Origin of the sequence: Nocardioides sp. cx-169 (assembly GCF_021083605.1) — a bacterium.
Classification (GTDB): domain Bacteria; phylum Actinomycetota; class Actinomycetes; order Propionibacteriales; family Nocardioidaceae; genus Nocardioides.
On sequence record NZ_JAJNRO010000002.1, the window covers coordinates 16,470 to 39,046 of the forward strand.

Below are 22,577 nucleotides of genomic sequence, written 5' to 3' on the forward strand. Positions count from 1 at the left end.
GCGGGACACCGGGCCCATGACCTCAGAGGTAATCGACGGTGCGCGCACCGTTGCGGTGGGCTGAGGGCTCCACCACCGACGAAGGAGAGCCCCATGAGCACACCGTCCGTCCCCGCCTACGCCGTCGCCTACCTGCGCGAGGTCGACCTGGGAGAGGCGATCATCGACTACCTCCAGCGGATCGACGCCACCCTCGAGCCGTACGGTGGTCGCTTCCTGGTCCATGGCGGCCACCTGACTCCCGTCGAGGGCGCCTGGGACGGCGACCTGGTCGTCATCGCGTTCCCGGACCGGGCCGCGGCCCTGGCGTGGTACGACTCCCCCGCCTACCGGGAGATCCTGCCGCTGCGCGTCGAGCACTCGCGGTCCATCGCAACGGTGGTCGACGGCGTGCCGGAGTGCTACCGGGCCACCGACAAGCTCGCCGAGCTCGTGGCGCAGGCCTGAGATCGGTCAGGCGAGCTCGAGGAAGCCTTCCCGGACGAGCTCGCCGGCGACCGGGAGGTACGTCGCGCGGACCTGCTCGGCGTCGGCGTCGGTGAGCTGGGCGACGGCGTCGAGGATCTGGCCCAGGGTCAGCTCGCCGTCGCAGGCACCGACGAGAGCGGCCTCCACGGTGTCGACCTGGCGGGCGCGGCGCAGGCCCCACTGCTGGCGCAGCACGATCGCCTCCGGGTCCTCGGCCCCGGCCGGCCCCACCGTCTCCTGGCGCACGTCCTCGCGCGTCACCAGGCGGCTGCCCGCGTCGACCCGGGCGTGCGCGGCCGCGCCCCAGGCCCGAATCGCGGGGGCGATCGGCTGCTCGACCTCGTAGGGCCAGTCGAGCAGCTCGCTCACCACCTGGCTCTCCACCGGGCCGCCGCCCGAGGCCCGGAGGTTGACCCAGCCGAAGCCGATCGCCTCGACGCCCTGCCCGTCGAACCAGGAGAGCCAGGTGTCGTAGCGCTCGAGGTAGCCCGGCGTGCCGTGCAGCCCGGCGTCCTTGAGCCACAGCTCGACGTACGTCGCCGGGTCGACGACCTCGCGCTGCACGACGAGCGCGTCGCAGTCGCCGGCCAGCCAGCCCGCGAGCCGCTCGTCCCAGGGCCGCTCGCGGGAGATCACCCAGTTGGCGAGCACCTGGCACCAGCCCCCCTCGGTGAGGTGACCGGGCGCGGCCCGGACGATGTTCTCGACGACCCGGTCGCCGGGCAGGCCGGAGTCGCGATAGACCAGGCGCTCCCCGGTGCCCGGCGAGATCACGAACGGCGGGTTGGTGGCGATCAGGTCGAACCGCTCACCGGCGACCGGCTCGAAGTACGACCCGTCGCGCACCTCGACCCGGTCGGCGACGCCGTTGAGCGCGGCGTTGAGGCGGGTCAGCCGCAACGCGCGGGCGTTCACGTCGGTGGCGACCACCAGGTCGCTGTGGGCGGCCAGGTGCAGCGCCTGCACGCCGCACCCGGTGCCGAGGTCGAGGGCGCGGCCGACCGGCTCGCGCAGGGTCAGCTGGGCCAGCGAGGACGAGGCGCCGCTGATCCCGAGCACGTGGTCGGCGCCGACCCGCTGCGGCCCGCCGTCCAGCCCCGGGGTCAGGTCGCTGACGACCCACAGGTCGGTGTCGTCGGCGGCGTACGGGCGGATGTCGAGGCGCGCCGCGACCTCGCCGACGCTCTGCTCGAGGAGCCCCTCGGTGGCCAGCCGGTCGACCTGGCCGGGCAGCGCCCGCTCGGCCGCCTCGCGCGCCACCGGCACCTGCAGCAGGAACAGCCGCACCAGCGTCTCGACCGCGCTGCCGCCCGCGGTGCGCCGCCGGCCGGGGGTGGTCTCGTTGCGCATCAACGCGTCGTGCGCCTGGCTCCCGAGCAGGTCGCGCACCCCGTCATAGGTGAACCCCGCCTGCTCCAGGGAGTCGCGCAGCGGACCGGTGAAGTCGAGGGGCTCAGGCACCCCCGCATCCTCGCACCCCCCGCTGACCCGTCAGAAACTCACCGCTTAGGCCGCTGACCCGTCAGAGAGTCTCTGACGGGTCAGCGGTGGGACTGGGCTAGGCGGTGGGGGTGGGGCGGGTCGGGTCCGTGATGGTGGGCTGGGGCGGAAGCGGTGCCGGCGGGGTGCCCGAGCCGTCGCCGATCGTGGACTCGCGCTGCTTGGAGACATAGACGGCGCCGACGATGATCGCGGTCGCCACGAGGGCGATCAGGATCCGGGCGACGTCGTTCTCGTCCTCGCCGACGCTCAACGAGACGACGGCGCTGACGATCAGAAGGGAGACCAGGTTCATCACCTTGATGAGCGGGTTGATGGCCGGCCCGGCGGTGTCCTTGAACGGGTCGCCCACGGTGTCGCCGATGACGGTGGCCGCGTGGGCCTCCGAGCCCTTGCCGCCGTGGTGGCCGTCCTCGACCAGCTTCTTGGCGTTGTCCCAGGCGCCGCCCGCGTTGGCGAGGAAGACCGCCATCAGCGTGCCCGTCCCGATGGCACCGGCGAGGAAGCCGGCCAGGGCCGTCACGCCCAGGCCGAAGCCCACGGCGATCGGCGCCAGCACCGCGAGGATGCCGGGGGTGGTGAGCTCGCGCAGGGAGTCCTTGGTGACGATGTCGACGACCTTGCCGTACTCCGGCCGGCCGGTGCCCTCCATGATCCCGGGGATCTCGCGGAACTGGCGGCGTACCTCGTAGACCACCGCGCCCGCGGCGCGGGCGACGGCGTTGATCGCCAGTCCGGAGAACAGGAACACGACGGCGGAGCCGAGGAGCACCCCGACGAGCACCGAGGGGTCGAAGACGAAGAACCCGGCCAGCTCGGCGAGCGCGCCCTCGTCGGCGAGCGCGCCGGCGTCCTCGAGCGCATCGATCGCCGAGGTGGCATAGGAGCCGAACAGCGCGGTCGCCGCGAGTACGGCGGTCGCGATCGCGATGCCCTTGGTCACGGCCTTGGTCGTGTTGCCGACCGCGTCGAGGTCGGTGAGGATCTGCGCGCCCTCCGGGCTGACGTCCCCGGACATCTCCGCGACGCCCTGGGCGTTGTCGGAGACCGGCCCGAAGGTGTCCATGGCGACGATGACGCCCACGGTGGTCAGCAGGCCGCAGCCGGCGAGCGCGACCGCGAACAGCGAGACCGTCAGGGACGCACCGCCGAGCAGGAACGCCCCGAACACGGCGGCGCCGATGACCAGCGTCGTGTAGACGGCCGACTCGAAGCCGACCGAGAGACCGGAGAGGATCACCGTGGCGGCGCCGGTGAGCGAGGTCCGCCCGACGTCCTTGACCGGCTTGTACTCGGTCCCGGTGAAGTAGCCCGTGAGCGCCAGGATGCCGGCGGCCATCACGATGCCGATGACGACGGCCACGGCGGCGATCAGCGCCGGGTTGCCCTCCGGCACGCCGGAGATCAGGTCCAGGGTGTTGATGCCGACGCCCTCGAAGTCCTCGAAGCTGCTGGGCAGGTAGACGAAGGACAGGATCACGCACGCCACGGCGGAGATGCCGGCGGACATGTAGAACGCCTTGTTGATCGTGGTCAGGCCGCTCTCCCCGACCTTGGGCCGGGTGAGGTAGACGCCGGCGACCGCGGTGAGCGCGCCGATGGCGGGGATCAGGAGCGGGTAGACCAGGCCCTTGTCGCCGAACGCCTGCGAGCCGAGGATCAGCGCGGCGACCAGCGTGACGGCGTACGACTCGAAGAGGTCGGCGGCCATGCCGGCGCAGTCACCCACGTTGTCGCCGACGTTGTCGGCGATGGTGGCGGCGTTGCGCGGGTCGTCCTCGGGGATGTTCTGCTCGACCTTGCCGACCAGGTCGGCGCCGACGTCGGCGGCCTTGGTGAAGATGCCGCCGCCGACGCGCATGAACATGGCGAGCAGCGCGGCGCCGAAGCCGAAGCCCTCCAGCACGTGGGGCGCCTCGTCCTTGAAGATCACGACCACGACGCTGGCACCGAGCAGGCCGAGGCCGACCGTGAGCATGCCGACCATGGCGCCGGTGCGCAGGCCGATGGTCATGGCCGGCTCGCGACCGCCGGGCTGGTTGGCCGCGGCGGCGACGCGCACGTTGGCGCGCACCGCGAGGTTCATGCCGAGGTAGCCGACCGCCGAGGAGAACCCGGCACCCGCGAGGAAGAAGACCGAGCGCCCGATGCGCACGCCGATGTCGTCGGCGGGCAGCGCCAGCAGCGCGAAGAACGCGATGGCGGCGAAGATCGCCAGCGTCCGGAACTGCCGGGTCAGGTAGGCGTTGGCGCCTTCCTGGATGGCCTGGGCGATGTTCTTCATGTTGTCGGTGCCATCGTCGGCAGCAAGGACCTCCTGGCGGAACATGAACGCCATCGCGAGCGCGCCGAGCGCGATCAGGGCGACGACGAGCACCAGGACGAGGTTGCCGCCGGAGACGTCCACGACAGCGGGATGAATCCCGGCCATGTGCTTCCTCCTGCGAAGAGATCAGTACGAGCCGACGGTGTGGCTCAGGTCACGGAACGTGCGGAGTCTACGCACGCGCGTGTGCAGGAAGGACAGAAGGTGTGAGCCACGCCACTCGGGCGTGTCGGCTCAGGCGAGCGCGGCCTCGGCCGACTCGTGGATGACGAAGACCTTGGCGAGACCGGTGATCCGGAAGATCTTGAGCAGCCGGTCCTGGTTGCAGACCAACTGCAGCGAGCCGTCGTGGGCACGGACCTTCTTCAGGCCGCCGACGAGGACGCCCAGACCGGTGGAGTCGAGGAACTCCACGGCCTCCATGTCGATCACGAGGTCGTAGACGCCGTCGGCCACCAGCTCGGTGATGCGGTCACGCAGCTTGGGGGCGGTGTAGACGTCGATCTCGCCGCCGACGGCCACGATGGTGCGCCCACCGACCTCGCGCGTCTCAAGGGTCAGATCCACGTTCTCTCCCACCAGGCACTGAATTCGTCACCGTACGCGGGCAGCCTGCCCGACACCCGGCCAGGAATATCAAACCATGCCGACCGCTCGCCTGCACAAAGAAGCAACAGGTCCGTGCGTGCGGCCGTCTCGAACCGGCTCTCAGGACCGTCGCCCGGGCGGCCGTCGCGCCACGATGTCGGCGGCCCTTGGCACACTGGACCGGTGACCTCGACCGCCTCCTCACGCGCTCGCAGCGGATCCGAGCGCCTGCGAAGGCTGGCCGCGGGCCCGGGTCGCGAGGACCGGCTGACCCACCTCGAGACCCTCCCGCCGCGCCCGGCCGTCGAGGCGGAGTGGCCGGGATGGGTCGCGAGCGACGTGCGCGACGCGTTCGAGGCCACCGGCGTGTCGCGGCCGTGGCGCCATCAGCTGGAGGCAGCCGACGCCGCCCACGCCGGCGAGCACGTCGTGCTCTCCACCGGCACGGCCTCCGGCAAGTCGCTTGCCTACCAGCTGCCTGCCCTGAGCGCCGTACGCCGCTCGCGCGGGAGCCGCGACCAGCGTGGGGCGACGGTGCTCTACCTCGCGCCCACCAAGGCGCTCGCGCAGGACCAGCTCACGAGCATCACGTCGCTGGGGCTCGACGTCCGGGTGACGACCCACGATGGTGACAGCGGCCGCGACCAGCGCGACTGGGCCCGCGACCACGGCGAGTACGTCCTCACCAATCCCGACATGCTGCACCGCTCGCTGTTGCCGGGCCACGCGAGGTGGTCGGCGTTCCTCGGGCAGCTGCGCTACGTCGTGGTCGACGAGTGCCATCACTACCGCGGCGTCTTCGGGGCCCACGTCAGCCAGGTGCTGCGCCGGCTGCGTCGCATCTGCGCCCACTACGGCGCCTACCCGACGTTCGTCCTGGCGTCGGCCACGGTCGCGGAGCCCGCCACCGCGGCCGGCCGGCTGACCGGCCTGCCCGTCCGCGCCGTCACCGACGACGCCTCTCCCCGTGGCGAGGTGACGCTCGCCCTGTGGGAGCCTCCGTTCACCTCCTACGCCGGCGAGCACGGCGCCCCGGTCCGGCGGGCCGCCTCCTCGGAGTGCGCCGACCTGCTGGCCGACCTGGTCTCCGAGGAGGTCCGCACCCTCGCCTTCGTGCGATCCCGGCGCGGCGCCGAGCAGGTGGCCCTCACCGCCGCCGAGCTGCTGGCCGAGGTCGACCCCTCGCTGCCGGGGCGGGTCGCGGCCTACCGCGGCGGCTACCTGCCCGAGGAGCGGCGGGCGATCGAGCGGTCGCTGCGCGCCGGCGACCTGCTCGGCCTGGCCGCCACCAACGCGCTGGAGCTGGGCATCGACATCGCCGGGCTCGACGCCGTGCTGATGGCGGGCTTCCCGGGCACCCGCGCGGCCATGTGGCAGCAGGTGGGCCGGGCCGGCCGCGGAGCGCAGGACGCCCTCGGCATCCTCGTGGCGCGCGACGACCCTCTCGACACCTACCTCGTGCACCACCCGGAGGCGCTGTTCGGGCGCCCGGTCGAGGCCAGCGTCTTCGACCCCGACAACCCCTATGTCCTGGGCCCGCACCTGTGTGCCGCAGCCCAGGAGATCCCCCTCACCGACGCCGACCTGCCGCTCTTCGGCGGCACCGCGCGCGACGTCGTCGAGGGTCTCGTGCAGGCCGGGCTGCTGCGCCGCCGGCCCCGCGGGTGGTTCTGGACCGACCGACGACGCGCTGCTGACCTGACCGACATCCGATCGGTGGGGGGCGCGCCGGTGCAGCTCGTCGAGGCCGAGACCGGTCGCGTCGTCGGCACCGTCGACGGCGGGCGGGTGCACAGCACGGCCCACGAGGGCGCCGTCTACGTGCATCGTGGCGAGACCTGGCTGGTGGAGACCCTCGACCTCGAGGAGCACGTCGCCGTCATGTCCCGGGCCGACCCCGGCTACTCCACGTCGGCGCGCGAGATCACCGACATCACGATCGTCGAGGAGCGGCGACACCAGGCCTGGGGGCGGGCGCGGCTCTCGCTCGGCGAGGTGGATGTCTCCCACCAGGTCGTCTCCTACCTCAAGCGCCGCCAGCCCAGCGGCGAGGTGATCGGTGAGGAGCTGCTCGACCTCCCGGAGCGTGCGCTGCGCACCACGGCGGTCTGGTGGACGGTCCCGGACGACCTGCTCACCGACGCCGGGCTCACGACCGCGGACCTGCCCGGCGCGGCGCACGCGGCCGAGCACTGCTCCATCGGGCTGCTCCCCCTCTTCGCGACCTGCGACCGCTGGGACATCGGGGGGGTCTCCACCGCGCTGCACGGCGACACCGGTCAGCTGACGGTCTTCGTCTACGACGGCCATCCAGGGGGCGCCGGCTTCTCCGAGCGCGGCTTCGAGGCCGCCCGCGCCTGGCTGGGCGCCACCCGCGAGGCGATCGAGTCCTGCGCCTGCGCCGAGGGCTGTCCGTCGTGCATCCAGTCACCCAAGTGCGGCAACCAGAACAGCCCCCTCGACAAGGTCGGGGCGGCCCGCCTGCTGGAGGTGCTGCTCGACGGCTCTCGCGACGAGTAGCCTCCCCCCATGTTGATCCTGGGACTCCTGCTGGTCGCGGGCGGGGCGCTGCTCATCGTCGCCGCCATCTTCACCGCCGAGGTGACCGCCGCCGGCCAGGTCGAGCTGCTCGGCACCGAGGTGAGCGCGCTGCTGCTGTTCCTCCTGGGGGTGGGGTCCGGCGTCGCGATCCTCTTCGGCATCTCGGTCACCAAGTTCGCCGCCAAGCGCCAGCTGGCCAAGCGCCGCGAGACCAACAAGCTCCACGAGCTGTCCGACAAGCTGGACCGGGCGGAGGCCGAGCGCCGCCGCGACCTCGACGAGGACGACCGGGACCGCCCGCGCATCTGACGGGTCCGATCACCGCCGGCCGAGGCGGCCCGCGCGGCCCGGCTCAACGCACCGCCGGGCCGGCTCGCGCCCGGGCGACCGGGTCGGCGGACTGGCCGAGCCAGTGGGGCCCCTCGACGCGCACCTCCACGACCACGTCGCGGCCGTCGACCGCGCACGCCGCGAGCGCGCACGCCGCGAGCGCGCCGCCGTTGCTCGCCGCCGTGGCGGCGGCGGCGGCGCACGGGTCGCGGCCGCGCCCCAAGGTCTCGGCGCCGGCCAACGCCGCCAGATCAGCTGCTCCCTGCGCTGCGCGGTGCGCGGCGACCAGTGCGGTCACCACCCCCAGCGCGGCGCCCAGCAGGAGCAGCAGCGCGAGACAGGACACGGCGAACACGGTTGCCGCACCGCGCTCGTCGGGTCGGGCGGTCACGGCGCGGCCTCCTCCTCGTCGAGGGCCACGGCCTCGGCGCGCACCTGTGCTCCGGGTAGGAACTCGAACAGCGCGCCGGGCCCCTCGACCCGGCCTGAGGCCACTGCGACGACGGTGCCGTCTCGGCGGCTGAGGCTGACCGTGCTGCCCGGCACCGCGACCCGCTCGCCGGCGGCGACCGCCTCGGCGTCGCTGTCACCGCGGGCGGCCGCCCGCGCCGTCTCGCGCGCCGCGTCCACGGCACGCACCTGGGCGGCGCCGACCGCGAGCAGCCACACCAGCCCGACGGTGACCGCCACCAGGATCGGCAGGGTCAGGGCCGCCTCGGCGGTGACCGCGCCCCGCTCGGTGCGCCGGGTCATCCGATGCCCAGGAGCCCGAGCACGTGGTCGAACAGCGTCTTGAGCAGCCGGTCGCCGAACCCGCCGGTGAGGAGCTTGTAGAGCAGGCCCGCGAGGCCGGCACCGGCCGCGGTGCCGACCGCGTACTCCGCGGTGGTGATGCCGTCGTCGGTGCGTCGGCGGGCGAGGGTGCGGTGCGTCATCTGGTCCTCCTGGTCGTGGCCGCGGGCTGCGGCCGGATGAGCAGGAGCCTCAGCGACGGGGCCGACATCTCGCCCGGGCCGGGGCCCGACCTGTGCACGACCGCTGCGCGAGAGGGGACCTGTGGACGGGCGGCGGCCGGTCACCGCGTCACCGTGGCGAGTAGCCCGGCCACCAGGGGCACGATCCCGAGCAGGAGGAACGAGGGCAGCAGACACAGCCCGAGCGGCAGCGCCGCCTTGACCCCCACCGCGCGAGCGCGGTCCTCCACGGCCCCTCGGGCGTCGCGTGCCAGCTCCTCGGAGAGGCGGTCCATCGCGGAGACGACGGACGCGCCGGTGGCCTGCGACCGCGCCAGGGCCCGGCCGAGCGGGGCCAGCCCCGGCTCGCGCGCCACCTCGGCCCAGACCGCCGCCGGGTCGGCGCCGAGATCGAGCTGGGTCGCCGTGCGATGCAGCCACTCGGTGGCGGGCCCGGGCAGGGCCCGGCAGACCAGCCGCAGCGCCTCGGCAGCGCTCGCGCCGGACCGCAGCGCGGCCGCGAGCAGGGTTACTACGTGGGGGAGGTCGCGTGCCACCCGCTCCCGTCGCCGTCGTACGGCGGTCGGCTCGCTGCGGCCGAGCACCATCCAGGCCACCGCGGCCGCCGGTGGACCGGCGACCAGCCCGGCCGTGCCGCCGAGGAAGAGCGCCGCACCGGCGCCGACCAGCAGGGCGAGGAGCGGGCGCCAGCGCAGGAGTCCGCCCGTCGCGGCGGCGCCGGCCGGCTCGGCAGGCGGGGGGGCGCCGGTCAGGGGCCGGACCCTCATCGGGACCAGCAGCACGGCTGCGAGCGCTCCGGCGAGGACCGCCACCCACGTCATGCCGCCCGCTCCACACCGCGCGCGATCGCCTCGATCCACCACAGGCCCGCGAGGCCGAGCGCCAGCCCGGCTGCGAGGCAGGCCAGGCCGACGGGCTGCCCGAGCAGGAAGCCCCACGGGTCGCCACCGGCCCCGGAGCCCATGGCCAGCGCCAGCAGGGGCAGCCCGGCCACCAGCCGCGCGGTGGCCCGGGCCGAGGCCAGCTCGCCGTCGACGATGCGCCGGGTCGACTGGGCCGCACGCAGGTCGCGAGAGACCCGGTCGACCGCGTCCGCGAGCCCGGCCCCGGCGCGGTGGGCCAGCTGCCACGCCGCAGCGACCACGAGGAGGTCCTCGGCCCCCGGCATGTGGGCCAGCTCGCGCCAGGCCGCCGGCACGTCGGAGCCGATCCGGTGCGCCTCGGCGACCGGCGCGAGAGCCGGCCACTCCGCCGCGGCCCGGGCCAGGACCGCGCCCGGCGGCTGGCCCGCGCCCAGATCCGCGGAGAGGCTCTCGCAGAGCTCCAGGACTCGGCGCGAGGTGGCCCGCGCCGCCAGCCGTTCGCGCCGCGCCCGTAGCAGCGCCATGGCGGCGGCGACCACCACCGCCGCCAGGATCGCGAGGACGAGCAGACGCCCGGAGAGCAGCGCCACCGCGACCGCTGCCAGCACCCACCACCGCGCGCCCCGGTGCCGCCGCCCCGGCTCCTGCCCCGGCGCGCCCGAGCCCGGGGGGACCAGCAGAAGGGCGGCGACAGCCATCGCCCCAGCGGCGACCAGGGTGGCGATCGAGCCGGCGACCGGGGTCATGCCGCCCGGGCGTCGAGGAGGGCAGCCAGCCTCGCGCCGGCCGGCCCGGGGCGCGCGGCGCCGTCGGCGTCCACCTCCACGGCCGTCTCCGTCGTGACCAGCCCGTCGGCGTGGCGCCTCGGGAGGGCCACCTGGGCGAGGCGACGGCGGCCGTCGCGCCCGCGCACGAGGTGGAGCACCACATCGACGGCCGAGGCGAGCTGGCTGTGGGTGGCCGCACGGCCGAGCCCGGCCGCGAGCGCGAGCGCCTCGACGCGTGAGGGGACGTCACCGGCGGAGTTGGCGTGGATCGTGCCGCAGCCGCCCTCATGGCCGGTGTTCATGGCGGCCAACAGGTCGACCACCTCCGCGCCGCGAACCTCCCCGACCACCAGGCGGTCCGGCCGCATCCGCAGCGCCTGTCGCACCAGCGTCCTGAGGTCGATCCGACCCGCACCCTCCACGTTGGCCGGGCGCGCCTCGAGCGCCACGACGTGGGGGTGGTCGGGCCGCAGCTCGGAGGAGTCCTCCACGAGGACCAGCCGCTCCGACGGCGCGACCGTCGACAGCATGGCCGCCAGCAGGGTGGTCTTGCCGGTGCCCGTGCCGCCGCTCACGAGGAAGGCCAGCCGCGCCGCCACCACCGCCCGCACCAGCCCCGCCGACTGCTCGGTGAGGAGCCCCGCCGCCATCAGGTCCTCGACGCTGAACACCTGTCGGCGCGGCACCCGCAGCGAGATCACGGTGCCCGGGCGTGCGACCGGCGCCAGCACGGCGTGGAAGCGGGTGCCGTCGCCCAGCCGCAGGTCCACGAACGGCGTGGCGTCGTCCAGACGCCGCCCGCCCGCACCGGCGAGGCGCTGCGCCAGGCGGCGAACGGACTCCTCGTCCGGAAACCGTACGTCGGTCGTCTCCAGGCCGCGGCCTCGGTCGAGGAAGACCCGTCCGGCCCCGTTGACGAGTACGTCGGTCACGCCAGGGAGCCGCAGCAGCGGCTCGAGCGGGCCGGCGCCGACCACGTCGCGGCGCAGGGTCTCGTAGACGGCCAGCACGGTGGCGTCGCCGACCGGGCGCCCCGCGGCGCGCAGCGCCTCGGCCACCCGGTGCGGGGAGAGCTCGCCGGGGTCGCGGGCGAGCCGGTCGCGGACGAGGTCCAGCGCGGCCGGGTCCACGCTCATGCGGCCCGGCCCATCACCGAGACCTGCGCGAGCACGTCGGCGGCGGCGCGGCCGAGCCGCCCGCGCGGCGAGCGCACCGGCCCCAGCCCGAGGTCGATCGCCTCGGCCAGCCCGCGCTGGTCGGACATCTCGGCGAGCACGGGGACCCCGGTCGCCCGAGCCACCGCACGGGGGTCGAGCCCCGACCCACGCACGACCAGGCGCAGCTGCGGGCCGGTGCCGAGCCGGGGGACGAGGCGGGCGGTCGAGGCGACCCCCGCGACGGTCGGCTGCACCACCACGACCACCAGGTCGCAGCGCGCCACCACCTCCTCCACCAGCGGCGCGGTGGACCTGGGCAGGTCGACGACGACCACGTCGTGGCCGCGCCGCGCGGCCGACAGCGCCTCCCGCACCGCGAACGCCTGCAGGGAGCCGGCCGTGCCGGAGTACCACGACAGCACCCCCAGCCGTCCCCGCCGGGGCAGCGCCTCGCGCAGCGCACGACCGCTGAGCCGCCCGGTGGTCTGGCACAGCGCGTCCCAGCGGAAGCCGTCGTGCGACTCCAGCCCGAGCACCCGGTCGACCCCGGGACCGAGCGGGTCGCAGTCGACCACCACCGCGTGGCCGGTGCGGGCGGCCACCTGTCCCAGGGCGCACGCGAACGTGGTGGCTCCGGCACCGCCGGAGCCACCGACGACGCCCACGACCAGGCTGCGCGCGGGTGCGTCGTCCCCGAGGTCGGTGAGGGTCTCGGTGAGCCAGGTGTCGGAGCGCGGGAGCTCGGTCACGCTCTCGGCGCCGAGCGCCAGCGCCGTGCGGAAGAGCTCGTGCGGCACCGGCCCCCAGGACACGACGTGAACGCCCGCGCGGCGGTGGGGCCCGAGCCGCGCCGTCTCCTCGGCCGCGTCCGCACCCACCAGGACCAGCGGGGCGGCCGTCCAGGAGCGCAGGGCGGTGCCCGCCTCGGCCACCTCCGGGGTCGCCCCGGCTGCCGCGGCCAGGCGCAGCAGCTCGTCGAGCAGGGTCTCGTCACTGGTCACGAACAGCGGTGGGGTCATGGCCGCAGCGTCCCCGCGACCGCCCCCGTCGCGATCCGAGGCACCGGTGATCTGTGGACGAAGCGTTCCGCCACCCGGGCCTGTGCACGATGGGTGGCCTGCCTTGCCGCCTACGATGGTCACATGGCGCCCACCGCGGCCTTCTTCGACCTCGACAAGACGATCATCGCCAAGTCGAGCACCTTCGCCTTCTCCAAGCCCTTCCAGGCCGGAGGGCTGATCTCGCGACGCGCCGTGCTCCGCTCGACCTACGCGCAGTTCGTCTACATGGTCGGCGGCGCCGATCACGACCAGATGGAGAAGATGCGGCAGTTCATGTCGCAGCTGTGCGCCGGCTGGGACGTCGCGACGGTGCGCGAGATCGTCGCCGAGACCCTGCACCACATCGTCGACCCCCTCGTCTACGACGAGGCCGTGTCGCTGATCGAGGAGCACCGGGCGGCCGGGCGCGACATCGTCATCGTGTCGGCCTCCGGCAGCGAGCTGGTGGAGCCGATCGGCGAGATGCTCGGCGCGGACCGGGTGATCGCCTCGCAGCTCGAGATCGTGGATGGCCGCTACAGCGGCGAGATCGACTACTACGCCTACGCCGAGGAGAAGGCCGTCGCGATCCGCCGCCTCGCCGACGAGGTGGGCTACGACCTGGCCGAGTGCTACGGCTACAGCGACTCGGTGACCGACGTCCCCATGCTCGAGGCGGTCGGCTTCCCCTACGCCGTCAACCCCGACCGCGAGCTGCGCCGGGTCGCGGAGGCCAACGGGTGGCCGGTGCTGGTGTTCACCCGTCCGGTGGCGCTGCGCAGCCGGCTGCGCCTGCCCCCCGCGAAGCCGACGCTGGCGGTCCTCGCGCTCGGCGGCGCGGTCACCGCCGGTGGTCTGTGGTGGGCGACCGCACGCCGCCGCCGCCTCGGGGCCTGACCCGGCCGCCGCGGCTGGGTGAAGGGCTACGCAGGCGCCTCGCAGACCGCTCGAATGTCAACCCTTGTACCGGTTGCACCCGGTGCGACCGGGGCGTAGAACAGAGGGAGACAACTCAAGAGCAGCACGCGAGCCAGGTACCCACGCGGCGATCTCCCTTCTTTGAGGGCGCTGTCACCGGGTTCACCCGGAGCAGCAGTTGACGATGCACGCTTGGTAGCCGGTGCTCGCGTGTCAGCGGTGGCGTTCGAGTCCCTCGAGACTCGGGCGCCACCTGCATGCTCGTCCTGCTCAGTCAGCCCTGCTCAGTCGGCCGCCCGCCGCAGCGGGCTCGCCTCGGCGCCGGCGGCGTAGGCCTCGGCGGCGTAGAGCACCCACGCGTGCATGCCGGCCGCACCGCCCTCGGCGTACCCCACCAGGTTGGACTCGTACGCCGCTCGCAGCGCCAGGTGCCCGGCCTCGGGGACGACCAGCGACTTCTCGTCGACACCGCGCGCGACCAGCACGAGTCGCTCGGCAGCGCGGGCGACGATGCCGTTGTGGGAGGCGAAGGGGGCCGCGGTGACGAGCTCGCCGTGGACCAGCGCGGCCACCAGGAGGGCCGGCGCCTCGGTCGGCCGGGTGAGCAGCGAGCCGATGTCGCGCAGCCTGGCGGCCGACTCCGCGTCGCGGGGTCGGCCGCGCCCCTCGTCGGGCAGCGAGCCCGACGAGACCAGCGAGTGCAGCCGGGCGAACGCCTGGGCCGGCGTGCGGTCCAGCAGCGGCGACAGGCCCAGCAGCTCGGTCGACATCCGCACGACGGCGCGCGCGATCTCGTCACCGGCCCCCTCGCGCACCTGCGCGAGCGTGGAGGAGGACCCCTCGAGCACCGCGCTGGCGTGGGCGCCGCGCAGCAGCGACTCGGCGGTCGTCTCGGGCGAGGTGCGCCGCAGGCCGCGGTCGCGCAGCATCACGTCGATACCGTCGCGCACGGCGGCGTACGCCGAGGGGACGCCTTCCAGCGACATCAGCCACGCAAGGGGATCGGGAGCCACGGGGGAAGGCTATCCGCGGGTAGCCTCGACCCCAATGACCGACCACCTGCCTCCCGCCCGCTCCTTCGGGAGCGTCGCCGCCGTCTACGACCGCGGCCGCCCCTCCTATCCCCGTGACGCCGCCGCCTGGGCGGCTGGACGCGAGCCGCTCACCGTGCTCGAGCTGGGCGCCGGGACCGGCAAGCTCACCGAGCAGCTCGTCGCCCTCGGCCACGACGTCCACGCGACCGAGCCGGACGCCGCGATGCTCGACGTGCTCAAGGCCCGGCTCCCCGACGTGCGCACCTCCCTCACCGGCGCGGAGGACATCCCCGCCTCGGACTCGGCGTACGACGTGGTCGTGGCCGGGCAGGCGTTCCACTGGTTCGACCACGAGCGCGCCCTGCCGGAGATCGCCCGGGTGCTCAAGCCCGGGGGCGCCCTCGCCCTGGTCTGGAACACCCGCGACGAGCGAATCCCCTGGGTTCGCAAGCTCGGCCGGGCCCTGGGCCCGGCGGGGCAGGAGCACGACCCGACGGCCGTCCTGGCGGCGTCCAAGCACTTCCAGCAGGCCGAGGAGGAGACGTTCAAGCACTGGCAGAACGTCGACCGGGAGTCGATCCAGGACCTCGTCCGCTCGCGCTCCTACGTGATCACGCTCGACGAGGAGGCCCGCGAGGCCAAGGTCGCCGACGTCCTCGCGCTCTACGACGACTACGGGCGCGGCATGGACGGGATGCAGCTGGCCTATCTCACCCGCTGCCTGCGCGCCACCGTGGTGCACCGACCCGAGCCTGATCCGCTCACCGTGGAGCGCTCGAGCTCCGGCGCGCACCCGCCCGACCGCGAGCCCGCCGACGGCCCGGTCCCGCCGCCCACCGACGACGACAGCGGGATGCTCCTCATCGACTTCCGCTGACAACGGCGCCGCAGGGTGCAGCATGGGCACATGTTGGCGTGGCGGCGTACCCATCTCGGCACCGAGGCCGACCGCGCGACCTTCCGGACGCTGCACCGGGCGTCGCTCGCGGCCCCGGCGCTGCGCGAGGGGCTGACCACGGACTCGGCAGAGCGCTCGATCCGACACCTGCGCTCGTTGCTGGGCACCCCGGCCCTGGCGCTGACCGACACCGCGTCCGCGCTCGCGTGGGACGGGACCGGCCAGCACCACACCGAGCAGGCGGCCGACCTGGTGGCGGCGACGCTCGACCGGGGAGCGACCCGGGTCTTCGACCGCTCGGACCTGCACTGCGAGCAGCCCGGCTGCCCGGTGCGTACGGCGGTCGTCAGCCCGCTGGTCGTGGAGGAGCGCATCGTCGGCACCCTGCAGGCCTTTGCGCCCTCCCCCACCGCCGGGCTCGCGCGCGCCGCCGACGAGGTCGCCCAATGGGTCTCGGGCCAGCTGGAGCTCGCCGAGCTCGACGCGTCGCGGACCCGCGCCATGGAGGCCGAGGTGCGGGCGCTGCGCGCCCAGATCAGCCCGCACTTCATCTACAACTCGCTCGGCGCGATCGCCAGCTTCGTGCGCACCGACCCCGACCGGGCGCGCGACCTGCTGCTGGAGTTCGCCGACTTCACGCGCTACTCCTTCCGCAGCCACGGGGAGTACACGACCCTGGCCGAGGAACTGCGCTCGGTCGAGCGCTACCTGCTGCTGGAGCAGGCCCGCTTCGGCGAGCGCCTGCGGGTCACGCTGAGCATCGCGCCGGAGGTGCTGCCGGTCGCCGTGCCGTTCCTGTGCATCCAGCCCCTCGTCGAGAACGCCGTGCGCCACGGGCTCGCCAACGTCGAGGGCGGAGGGCACGTGCGGATCGTGGCGCTCGACCGCGGGCAGGAGTGCGTGATCGAGGTGGAGGACGACGGGGTGGGCGAGGATCCCGACAAGGTGCGCAAGGCGCTCGCGGGCGACTCCGCCCTGGACTCGGTCGGGCTGGGCAACGTCGACAGCCGGCTGCGCAACACCTTCGGCGACGACTACGGCCTCGTCGTCGAGACCGCGCCCGACGCCGGCACCAAGGTGGTCGTGCGGGTGCCGAAGTTCGCGCCGGGGGTGCGGGCATGACGGCGCCGCGGCTGCGGGTGCTCGTCATCGACGACGAGCGGCCTGCCCTCGACGAGCTGGCCTACCTGCTCTCCCACGACGAGCGCATCGGGGAGGTGCTCACCCGTGACTCCGCCGCCGAGGGCCTGCGCACGCTGCACGAGTCCGACGTGGACGTCGTCTTCCTCGACATCCAGATGCCCGGGCTGACCGGGCTCGAGCTCGCGCAGGTGCTGTCGCGCTTCCGCAGTCCGCCGCCGGTCGTCTTCGTCACCGCCCACGAGGCCCACGCGGTCGACGCCTTCGAGCTGCGCGCGGTCGACTACGTGCTCAAGCCGGTGCGCGCCGACCGCCTCGCCGAGGCCGTACGGCGGGTGGTCGCCGGCAGCGAGCGACCTCCCACGCTCGGGCCGGACTCCCAGATCCCGGTCGAGCGCGGCGGGGTGACCCGCTTCCTCGACCGGGCCGACGTGACCCACGTGGAGGCACAGGGCGACTACGCGCGGCTGCACACCCCCGACGGGTCACACCTGATCCGCACCCCGCTCTCCACCCTCGAGGAGGAGTGGCGCCCGGCCGGCTTCGTGCGGATCCACCGCTCGTTGCTGGTGGCACTGGCGCACGTGCGCGAGGTGCGCATGGACGCCGGGCGCTGCTCGGTGGTGGTCGACGGCCCGCCGGGCACCCCCGGCGCCGTCCAGCTCGGCGTGAGCCGCCGCCACACCCGCGAGCTGCGCGACCTGCTGCTGCGGCGCGGCCAAGCATGAGCGGCCAGTCGTGAGCGAGGGGCGCCCCGAGCGGGTGCGAGTGAGCGGCCCGCCGCGGCGGCACCTGCCCCGGGCGCGCACCGGCGACATCGACGACGAGACCCAGCTGGGCCGGGTCTACCTCGGCTCGCTGCTGCGCGAGCAGCTGCGCCTCGCGATGCGCACGATCGCCCTGCTGGTCCTCACGGTGGGCAGCCTGCCGTTGGCGTTCCACCTGGCGCCGCGCCTGTCCGACGTACACATCGGGGGGATGCCGCTGGCCTGGCTGCTGCTCGGCGGTCTGGTCTACCCGCTGCTGGTCGTGCTCGGCTGGTCCTACGTGCGCCGGGCCGAGCGCAACGAGCGCGACTTCGCCGACCTCATGAGCGAGGCCGACGGGTGAGTCCGCCATGAGCACGGAGAGCGTGACCGGCCTGATCGCCGTGGTCGTGGTGACCCTCGCGACGCTGCTGATCGGCACGTGGGGGCTGCGGTTCTCACGGACGACGAGCGACTTCTTCGTCGCGTCGCGCTCGGTGCGGCCGGCGCTCAACGCCTCGGCCATCGGCGGCGAGTACCTCTCGGCCGCCTCGTTCCTCGGCGTCGCGGGGCTGGTGCTCACCTTCGGTGCGGACATGCTCTGGTACCCGATCGGCTGGACCGCCGGCTACCTGCTGCTGCTCGTCCTCGTCGCCGCTCCCCTGCGCCGCAGCGGCGCCTACACGCTGCCGGACTTCGCCGAGGCGCGACTGGGCTCGCGCGGCGTCCGCGCCACCTGCTCGGTGATGGTGGTGGCGATCGGGTGGCTGTATCTGCTGCCGCAGTTCCACGGCGCGGGCCTCACGCTGCGCGCCGCCGTCGGCGCCCCCACGTGGCTGGGGCCGGCGATCGTGGGGCTGGTCGTCCTCGCCAACGTCACCTCCGGCGGGATGCGCAGCATCACCTTCGTCCAGGCGTTCCAGTACTGGCTCAAGCTCACCGCCCTGCTGCTGCCGGCGGCCGTGCTGCTGATCGTGTGGGCCGGCGAGGGCGCCCCCGGGAGCCGCATGGCCCCCGACGCCGGCTGGTCGGTCCCGCTCGCGGACGGCGGCACCGACGGCCTGTACCTCACCTACTCGCTCATCGTCGCGACGTTCCTGGGCACCATGGGGCTGCCCCACGTGGTCGTGCGCTTCTACACCAACCCCGACGGCCGCGCCGCCCGCCGTACGACGCTGGTCGTGCTCGCGCTGCTGGGCGTCTTCTACCTGCTGCCGCCCGTCTACGGCGCGCTCGGCCGGGTCTACGCCACCGAGCTGGCCGCCGCCGGCCGCTCCGACGTGCTCGTGCTGGAGCTGCCGCGGCTGATGGTGCCGGGGGTCGGCGGCGAGCTGCTCGCCGGCCTGGTGACGGCCGGGGCCTTCGCGGCGTTCCTCTCGACCTCCTCCGGCCTGGTCATCGCCGTGGCCGGCGTGCTCAGCCAGGACCTGACGCCACGGCTGCTGCGCGCCCGCCGGCTCTCGGGCGTGGCGGCGTTCCGCGTCGGCGCGGTCATCGCGGTCGCGGTGCCCCTGGTCGTCGCGCTCGCGCTGCCCAACGTCGGCGTCGCGCGGGCCGTCGGCCTGGCCTTCGCGGTCGCGGCCTCGACGTTCTGCCCGCTGCTCCTGCTGGGCATCTGGTGGCGCCGCCTCACCGACGTCGGCGCGGTCGCCGGCCTGTTCGCCGGTGGCGTCGGCTCGGGGGCCGGGGTGCTGTGGACCCTGCTCGACGGCTCCGCGAAGGGCTGGCCCTGGGTGCTGCTGGAGCAGCCCGCCGCCTGGAGCGTGCCCCTCGCCTTCGCGGTGATGGTGTCGGTCTCCCTCGCCACCTCCTCTCGCGTCCCCGTCCACACCCGGCGGTTCATGGTGCGTCTGCATACCCCTGAGGCGCTGGAGCTGGATCGGGGGTGAGTCGCCTACGCCGACCGCACCGCCCCGAGAGCACGCGCGCGCCGGACGACGAGGTCGGCGACGAGGGGGTCGGGGCCGATCACGTCGGCGACGCACACCGCGCCGGCGTCCAGCGACTCGAGACGCGCGCGGTCGGCGAAGAACCCCGGGGACAGCAGGTACGGCGAGACGGCGTCGCCGGGCCGAACCACCTCGGCCGGGCGGCGACCGAGAGCCGACAAGGTGGCGACCTCGACCGGCGCACCCCACTGGCGCGCGAGCAGCTCGGCGGCCCGAGTCATGTCACCGGTGGCAAGCGGGTCGGATGAGCCGGCGGCCACCATCACGACGCGCGCCCCGGGCGCCGCACCGGCCGCGATCAGCCGCGCGTGCTGCACCTCGGCGAGCAGGTGGTGCGGGCCGAGCGGCCGCCCGAGCACGACCGGCCCCGCGGCGCCGCGGGCCATGCGGGGCAGGTCCTGGCGGACGTGGAAGCCGGTGGACAGCAGCAGCGGCACGACCATCGTCGTCTCGGACGGCGGGGAGGACGCGACGACATCCTCGAAGAGCGGCTCGCTCAGCTCGACGTAGGAGCACACCGACTCGACGCCCAGCAGCCGACCGGCCCGGGCGGTGAGCGTCCGTGCCACCTCGTTGCCGGTGCGGGACCGGGTGCCGTGGGCGACGGTCACGAGCCTCACGTGGTCACCGCCAGCCGGTAGCCGCGCTTCACGACGGTCTGCACGATCCGGGTGCCCAGCGTGGCGAGCCGCTCGCGGCGGGAGTCGACGTGGTCGCGGTCGACCAGCAGGGCCTGGACAACGGCGAACGGTGCGGGCGACCCGCCCACCTCGCGGGTGGCGGCCGGCAGCGACGCGTCGTCGACTCGGTGGGGCTCGGTCGACGGCGCCGGCGCCCACAGGCCGGTCGCCCCGCGGCGCTCGACGAGCTGGACCTGCTCCCCCACCTTGCGCGCGGCGGTGACCCCGATCCGGAAGGTCAGGGGGAGGGCCGTCGCCGGGGCGTCGTCCACGCGGTCGATCTCCTGCCTCCCACCAGCACCATGTCCTCATCGCTCACCCGGACGCCGTACGCCGGACCCGTACTGTCGCGGCGCCAGCCACTGCCCGGGCCGGGCCAGCACCGGCGCCCGTCCGTACGGATCGTAGTTGGCGACTGCGAGGACGCGGGCCGACCGGCAACGCGGTCATCGCGGTAGCCCCGCCGCACTGGATGTCGGCGAGGCGATCCTCCTCGCTCCACCAGAGGGCGCCCAACCGTTCGTCGTGCCGGACCGACCGCTGGGCGCAGGACCGCGCCCATTGACCGCAGCCGGCGCCGGCACCCCTCACGCCCAGCGCCCTCCACTCCTACCGTGACGCGCATCACATCCCGCTGGAAAGGGGTCCGCTCGTGACGTCAGACGTCAACCCGCACTCGCAACCCGAACGGCATGCGCCGGTCTACGACGAGCTTGCGGCCGCCCCGGAGTTCACCGAGCTCCGGCGCCTCTACCGGGGCTTCGTGTTCCCGGCGACGCTCGCGTTCCTGTCCTGGTACCTGCTCTACATCCTGATGTCGAACTACGCCACCGGCTTCATGGACCAGCAGGTCGTGGGCAACATCAACGTCGCCCTCGTCTTCGGTCTGCTGCAGTTCGTGACGACGTTCCTGCTCGCCTGGCTCTACAGCCGCTACTCCGAGTCGAAGCTCGACCCGCTGGCCCGACAGCTCAACGAGCGCTACGAGGCAGGACGCTGACATGGACGACCAGGTACTGACCACGATCCTCTTTCTCGCCGTGGTCGCGCTGACCGTCGGCATCACGTTCTGGGCCAGCCGGCAGACCTCCGGCACCAACGACTTCTACGCCGGAGGCCGCTCGTTCTCGCCGGTCCAGAACGGGTTGGCCATCGGCGGCGACTACATGTCGGCGGCCTCGTTCCTCGGCATCTCCGGCGCCATCGCGCTCAGCGGCTACGACGGGTTCCTCTACTCGATCGGCTTCCTCGTAGCCTGGCTCGTGGCCCTCCTGCTCGTCGCCGAGATGCTGCGCAACTCCGGGCGCTACACCATGGCCGACCAGCTGGCGTTCCGCATGCGCCAGCGCCCCGTGCGCATGGCGGCCGCGACCTCGACGGTCGTCGTCTCGATCTTCTACCTGCTGGCTCAGATGGTCGGCGCGGGCGCCCTGGTGGCGCTGCTGCTCGGCGTCGACGACCAGGCCGTCAAGAACATCGTGATCTTCGGCGTCGGCGCCCTGATGATCTTCTACGTCACCGTGGGCGGCATGAAGGGCACGACCTGGGTGCAGATCGTCAAGGCGGTCCTGCTGATGACGGGTTCGGCGCTCATCGTCGTGCTGGTGCTGGCGAAGTTCGACTTCAACCTCTCCGACCTGCTCGGCACGGCGGCGTCCAACTCCGGCTCCGGGCAGGCGTTCTTGGAGCCCGGGCTGAAGTACGGCGCCACGGCGACCAGCAAGATCGACTTCATCAGTCTCGGCATCGCCCTCGTCCTCGGCACCGCGGGACTCCCGCACATCCTGATCCGCTTCTACACCGTCCCGACCTCGCGTGACGCTCGCAAGTCGGTGCTGTGGGCGATCGGTCTGATCGGCACCTTCTACCTGTTCACGCTGGTCCTCGGCTTCGGCGCCGCGGCACTGCTGGACGTCCCCGGCCTGCGCGAGTCCGGCGAGCTCGACGCGTCCGGCAACCTGGCGGCACCGCTGCTGGCCGAGGCCGTGGGAGGCGGTGCCGGCTCGACGGGCGGCGCCATACTCCTGGCGCTCATCGCGGCGGTGGCGTTCGCGACCATCCTTGCCGTGGTGGCCGGGCTGACGCTGACCTCGTCGGCCTCGGTGGCGCACGACATCTACAACAGCGTCATCAAGAAGGGCGAGGCCAGCGAGGAGCAGGAGATCAAGGTGACCCGGTACGCGGCCGCCGGCATCGGGCTCGTGGCCATCCTCCTGGCCATCCCCGCGCAGAGCCTCAACATCGCCTTCCTGGTGGCCCTCGCCTTCGCGGTCGCGGCCTCGGCGAACCTGCCGACGATCATCTACAACATGTTCTGGCGACGCTTCAACACCCGCGGGGCACTGTGGAGCATCTACGGCGGCCTCATCTCCTCGATCGGGCTGGTGATCTTCTCGCCGGTCGTGTCGGGCAAGGGGCTGGACCCGACGGGCAAGAACCTGTCGCTGCTGCCGACCAGCATCGACATCTCCTGGTTCCCGCTCGAGAACCCGGGCATCGTCTCGATCCCGCTCGGGTTCCTGTTCGGCTACCTCGGGACCATCACCTCGAAGGAGCCCACCGCCGAGGACCGCTACACCGAGCTCGAGGTCCGCGCGCTGACCGGCGCCGGCTCGGAGAAGATGATCGTGCACTGACCTTCTCCGCACGATCGGCCGG

General features: G+C 73.8%; 24 protein-coding genes. 11 read left to right on the forward strand and 13 right to left on the reverse strand.

All coding sequences use genetic code 11. The features are described from left to right. Window positions 1–93: 93 nt before the first annotated feature. Window positions 94–447: a DUF1330 domain-containing protein gene (locus LRP67_RS01225; protein ID WP_231268289.1), complete on the forward strand. Its 354-nt coding sequence runs from the start codon at window positions 94–96 to the stop codon at window positions 445–447. 6 nt (window positions 448–453) lie between these two features. On the opposite strand, the gene LRP67_RS01230 is transcribed toward LRP67_RS01225, so the two are convergent. From LRP67_RS01230 to LRP67_RS01240, 3 genes are all read right to left on the reverse strand, one after another. Further along, the gene (locus LRP67_RS01230; RefSeq protein ID WP_231268291.1) at window positions 454–1,929 is read right to left on the reverse strand and encodes a class I SAM-dependent methyltransferase; all 1,476 of its coding nucleotides are present in this window, start codon (window positions 1,927–1,929) and stop codon (window positions 454–456) included. Window positions 1,930–2,026: 97 nt separating this feature from the next. Continuing rightward, window positions 2,027–4,399 (reverse strand): sodium-translocating pyrophosphatase, encoded by a 2,373-nt coding sequence (locus LRP67_RS01235; protein ID WP_231268293.1) that lies wholly within the window; start codon window positions 4,397–4,399, stop codon window positions 2,027–2,029. 129 nt (window positions 4,400–4,528) lie between these two features. Continuing rightward, the gene (locus tag LRP67_RS01240; RefSeq protein ID WP_231240884.1) at window positions 4,529–4,861 is read right to left on the reverse strand and encodes an anti-sigma factor antagonist; all 333 of its coding nucleotides are present in this window, start codon (window positions 4,859–4,861) and stop codon (window positions 4,529–4,531) included. A 204-nt stretch (window positions 4,862–5,065) separates the two neighbouring features. Between LRP67_RS01240 and LRP67_RS01245 the strand changes: the two genes are divergently transcribed. After that, window positions 5,066–7,402: a DEAD/DEAH box helicase gene (locus tag LRP67_RS01245; protein ID WP_231268296.1), complete on the forward strand. Its 2,337-nt coding sequence runs from the start codon at window positions 5,066–5,068 to the stop codon at window positions 7,400–7,402. Window positions 7,403–7,411: 9 nt separating this feature from the next. Then, a complete protein-coding gene (locus LRP67_RS01250; protein WP_231268297.1) occupies window positions 7,412–7,732 on the forward strand; it encodes a hypothetical protein in 321 nt (106 codons plus the stop codon). Between the two features lie 43 nt (window positions 7,733–7,775). Here the strand turns inward: LRP67_RS01250 and LRP67_RS01255 are convergent, their stop codons facing one another. From LRP67_RS01255 to ssd, 7 genes are all read right to left on the reverse strand, one after another. Continuing rightward, the gene (locus LRP67_RS01255) at window positions 7,776–8,144 is read right to left on the reverse strand and encodes an Rv3654c family TadE-like protein (RefSeq protein ID WP_231268298.1); all 369 of its coding nucleotides are present in this window, start codon (window positions 8,142–8,144) and stop codon (window positions 7,776–7,778) included. Next, complete coding sequence (locus tag LRP67_RS01260) at window positions 8,141–8,506, reverse strand: TadE family type IV pilus minor pilin (protein WP_231268299.1); 366 nt, start codon at window positions 8,504–8,506, stop codon at window positions 8,141–8,143. The genes LRP67_RS01255 and LRP67_RS01260 overlap by 4 nt, the downstream gene beginning before the upstream one ends. Further along, window positions 8,503–8,688, reverse strand: coding sequence for a DUF4244 domain-containing protein (locus tag LRP67_RS01265; protein ID WP_231268300.1), 186 nt, complete (start codon window positions 8,686–8,688; stop codon window positions 8,503–8,505). Before LRP67_RS01265 ends, LRP67_RS01260 begins: the two co-directional genes overlap by 4 nt. 140 nt (window positions 8,689–8,828) lie before the next feature. After that, a complete protein-coding gene (locus LRP67_RS01270) occupies window positions 8,829–9,548 on the reverse strand; it encodes a type II secretion system F family protein (protein WP_231268301.1) in 720 nt (239 codons plus the stop codon). Further along, on the reverse strand, window positions 9,545–10,336 hold the full coding sequence (locus LRP67_RS01275) for a type II secretion system F family protein (RefSeq protein WP_231268306.1): 792 nt from the start codon (window positions 10,334–10,336) through the stop codon (window positions 9,545–9,547). The genes LRP67_RS01270 and LRP67_RS01275 overlap by 4 nt, the downstream gene beginning before the upstream one ends. Next, window positions 10,333–11,493: a TadA family conjugal transfer-associated ATPase gene (locus tag LRP67_RS01280; RefSeq protein WP_231268312.1), complete on the reverse strand. Its 1,161-nt coding sequence runs from the start codon at window positions 11,491–11,493 to the stop codon at window positions 10,333–10,335. The genes LRP67_RS01275 and LRP67_RS01280 overlap by 4 nt, the downstream gene beginning before the upstream one ends. Beyond that, a complete protein-coding gene (ssd, locus tag LRP67_RS01285) occupies window positions 11,490–12,533 on the reverse strand; it encodes a septum site-determining protein Ssd (protein WP_231268318.1) in 1,044 nt (347 codons plus the stop codon). Before ssd ends, LRP67_RS01280 begins: the two co-directional genes overlap by 4 nt. Window positions 12,534–12,656: 123 nt before the next feature. Here ssd and LRP67_RS01290 point away from each other — a divergent pair, with 123 nt between their 5' ends. Beyond that, window positions 12,657–13,451 carry an HAD family phosphatase gene (locus LRP67_RS01290; RefSeq protein ID WP_231268320.1) on the forward strand — a complete coding sequence of 265 codons (795 nt, stop codon included), beginning with the start codon at window positions 12,657–12,659 and terminating at the stop codon, window positions 13,449–13,451. A gap of 305 nt (window positions 13,452–13,756) precedes the next feature. Here the strand turns inward: LRP67_RS01290 and LRP67_RS01295 are convergent, their stop codons facing one another. Further along, on the reverse strand, window positions 13,757–14,485 hold the full coding sequence (locus LRP67_RS01295; RefSeq protein ID WP_231268322.1) for an oxidoreductase: 729 nt from the start codon (window positions 14,483–14,485) through the stop codon (window positions 13,757–13,759). A gap of 34 nt (window positions 14,486–14,519) precedes the next feature. On the opposite strand from LRP67_RS01295, the gene LRP67_RS01300 reads away from it, so the two are divergent. From LRP67_RS01300 to LRP67_RS01320, 5 genes are read left to right on the forward strand one after another with little or no spacing between them, the layout of a single operon-like run. Further along, the gene (locus LRP67_RS01300; protein WP_231268323.1) at window positions 14,520–15,383 is read left to right on the forward strand and encodes a class I SAM-dependent methyltransferase; all 864 of its coding nucleotides are present in this window, start codon (window positions 14,520–14,522) and stop codon (window positions 15,381–15,383) included. A gap of 30 nt (window positions 15,384–15,413) precedes the next feature. Further along, entirely contained in the window at window positions 15,414–16,526 is a 1,113-nt protein-coding gene (locus LRP67_RS01305) for a sensor histidine kinase (RefSeq protein ID WP_231268325.1), read from the forward strand. Next, complete coding sequence (locus LRP67_RS01310) at window positions 16,523–17,272, forward strand: LytTR family DNA-binding domain-containing protein (RefSeq protein ID WP_231268327.1); 750 nt, start codon at window positions 16,523–16,525, stop codon at window positions 17,270–17,272. Before LRP67_RS01305 ends, LRP67_RS01310 begins: the two co-directional genes overlap by 4 nt. A gap of 10 nt (window positions 17,273–17,282) precedes the next feature. Beyond that, the gene (locus LRP67_RS01315; protein ID WP_231268328.1) at window positions 17,283–17,654 is read left to right on the forward strand and encodes a hypothetical protein; all 372 of its coding nucleotides are present in this window, start codon (window positions 17,283–17,285) and stop codon (window positions 17,652–17,654) included. A 7-nt stretch (window positions 17,655–17,661) separates the two neighbouring features. Beyond that, entirely contained in the window at window positions 17,662–19,179 is a 1,518-nt protein-coding gene (locus LRP67_RS01320) for a cation acetate symporter (RefSeq protein WP_231268329.1), read from the forward strand. A gap of 5 nt (window positions 19,180–19,184) precedes the next feature. Here the strand turns inward: LRP67_RS01320 and LRP67_RS21720 are convergent, their stop codons facing one another. Together LRP67_RS21720 and LRP67_RS21725 are read right to left on the reverse strand one after the other, a co-directional pair. After that, complete coding sequence (locus tag LRP67_RS21720) at window positions 19,185–19,859, reverse strand: sirohydrochlorin chelatase (RefSeq protein WP_231268330.1); 675 nt, start codon at window positions 19,857–19,859, stop codon at window positions 19,185–19,187. Next, window positions 19,856–20,191, reverse strand: a complete 336-nt coding sequence (locus tag LRP67_RS21725; RefSeq protein WP_231268331.1) for a hypothetical protein — start codon at window positions 20,189–20,191, stop codon at window positions 19,856–19,858. Before LRP67_RS21725 ends, LRP67_RS21720 begins: the two co-directional genes overlap by 4 nt. A 380-nt stretch (window positions 20,192–20,571) precedes the next feature. Between LRP67_RS21725 and LRP67_RS01335 the strand changes: the two genes are divergently transcribed. Next, window positions 20,572–20,919 carry a DUF485 domain-containing protein gene (locus tag LRP67_RS01335; RefSeq protein ID WP_231268332.1) on the forward strand — a complete coding sequence of 116 codons (348 nt, stop codon included), beginning with the start codon at window positions 20,572–20,574 and terminating at the stop codon, window positions 20,917–20,919. A gap of 1 nt (window position 20,920) precedes the next feature. Next, window positions 20,921–22,555: a cation acetate symporter gene (locus LRP67_RS01340; RefSeq protein ID WP_231268333.1), complete on the forward strand. Its 1,635-nt coding sequence runs from the start codon at window positions 20,921–20,923 to the stop codon at window positions 22,553–22,555. Window positions 22,556–22,577 lie beyond the last annotated feature (22 nt).